This is a genomic window from Desulfovibrio sp. 6_1_46AFAA (assembly GCF_000224635.1).
Taxonomy (GTDB): domain Bacteria; phylum Desulfobacterota; class Desulfovibrionia; order Desulfovibrionales; family Desulfovibrionaceae; genus Desulfovibrio; species Desulfovibrio fairfieldensis.
Genome location: NZ_JH114300.1, coordinates 12223 through 14202 on the forward strand (window position 1 = coordinate 12223; position 1980 = coordinate 14202).

Below are 1980 nucleotides of genomic sequence, written 5' to 3' on the forward strand. Positions count from 1 at the left end.
GCCGTGCTTGAGGATGAGGAAGACTTTTGCTGGGACGTGGAACCGCCGACAGACAATGACGCGCTGACCACCTGAAAGATGGAATTATAGACGCTGGTGACGGCTTTCAGCCCGGCGCTGGCGGCGGTGACGCCCTGATATCCCAGACCGCCCTGACCGCTGCCCATGGCTTGCGGCAGATCGGCCACAGCCTGCACGGCGGAAGAAACATTCTGCTGCAAGGAAAGCGCGATTCCGGCCTGCACATCCTTCCGCCAGGCCGATGCGCTCTGGGAATCCTGACCGGCAAGCATGTTCCAGTCGCGCCCGGTGTTCAGGTTCACATCACGTGCGGCTTCAATGTGCGATGCTATCTGGTTGATGTCGCGCCCGGTCGTTATGGAGATATCGTTGCCTGCCTGTACCAGGCTACCGGCATTCTGGGCCGCGTTCTGTTTGCTGCCCTTGGCCGTGCTCTGGTAGCCGAGACTGAGACTGGCCCCGCTGGAACTCAGCGCCGCGCCTATGCCGACTTCGCTCTTTTTGCTGGACTCAAACGCATATGACGTATCATTGCCGGGAAGCAGATTGACGTCGCGCCCGGATTGTATCTGGACGTTGTTGCCGGCGGAAATCAACGACCCCACAGAGGTAACGTCATTTTGGGCCGTCATTGTGATATCTTCGCCCGCCATGATGGCGGAACCAATATTTTTACCGACGCCTGCGCCTTTTTGCTTTTGTTTGCTGCTGGCAAATGAAATTCCCGAGCTGCCGCCAAAAATTCCTGCCCGAGATGAACTGGATTTATAGTATGACGATTGCGTATTCTGCGCGGCATCAAGAAGAATATTCCCCTTTGCAGCGTTCAGTTGCACATTTTGCGCGGCAAAAATATTGCTTGCTGTGGCAGTAATATCGTTACCGGCAGAGATTTTTACATTTTCTCCACTCAGGGTGGATCCGACCTGGGTAACAGAGGATTTTTCCTCCCTTTTGGAAGAGGAACTGAGGCCCAGCGCGCCCACAGTGGACTTGGTGTGGCTGAAATAGGAGCTGTTCTGTGCCGAGGAGACGTTGACGTTGCCGCTGGCGGCCACGGTGAGGTCTTTGCCGCTGACCAGATTGGAGCCCACCACCGAGGCGTGGCCGGTCTGCGTGGATGCGCCGGGCGTCAGGCCCGAAACTCCGGCCAGCAGGCTGAGATTGCCCCCGGCGGCCACAGTGGAGGATTTGCTGGTGCGGTAGTCCTGGGTATAGGTGGACTTGGAGCTGGAGGAGAACAGGCCGCCCTTGCCGGACTCGGCCTTGACAAAGGAGCTGAACGTATCCTGCACGGCCACCACGGACAGATCGCCGCCCGCCGCGAGTTGGGCGTCGCCGCCCGCGCCCACCTGGGAACCGGCCACAGTCATGTCCCGCCCGGCGGTCATGTTCAGGTTGCCGCCCGCCGCCACAGTGGAGCCGGTGTGGGTGACGCGGTGCTCCCAACTGCGTGAGCCGCCGTCAAGGTGAAACTCCTCGGTGACGGTGCCCACGGTCATGTCCCGGCCAGCGGCCAGGGTCACGTCGCCGCCCGCGCTGAGCGTGGAGCCCCGGATGGCCAGGTCGTTGCCCGCCACGGCCGTCACAGTGCCCGTGGCCTCGATGCCGCCCTGGGCCAGCACGTGCTGGTGGGCGGCATTGCCCGCGTCGGGGCGGGTCAGGGTTTGCGAGACGATGTTGCCCCCGGCCTTCAGGCTGATGTCCCCGCCCTGGAGGAAGCCGCTGTTGTTGGCAATGTCGTTCAGGGCCGTGAGGTTCAGGCTGCCGCCGCGCAGCAGGCCGCCGGTGTTTTCGATATTGACCGAGGCCAGGTTCACGTTTTCGCCGTTGATGCGGCCTTCGTTCAGAATGCCTTTACCGGCATTGATGTAGTACGTTTTTGGCCTGCACGCCGCCGCCGGGCGCGATGTCCTGCTGGGTGGCCGAGGCCAGGTAGAGGTGGGGCACAAGCACCTT

At 61.5% G+C, this 1980-nt stretch carries 1 protein-coding gene; it reads right to left on the reverse strand.

The window, feature by feature from the left end; translation table 11 throughout:
* Positions 1-1841: hemagglutinin repeat-containing protein (locus HMPREF1022_RS00040; protein ID WP_198005296.1), on the reverse strand; the 1841-nt coding region annotated here is incomplete at its 3' end.
* Positions 1842-1980 lie beyond the last annotated feature (139 nt).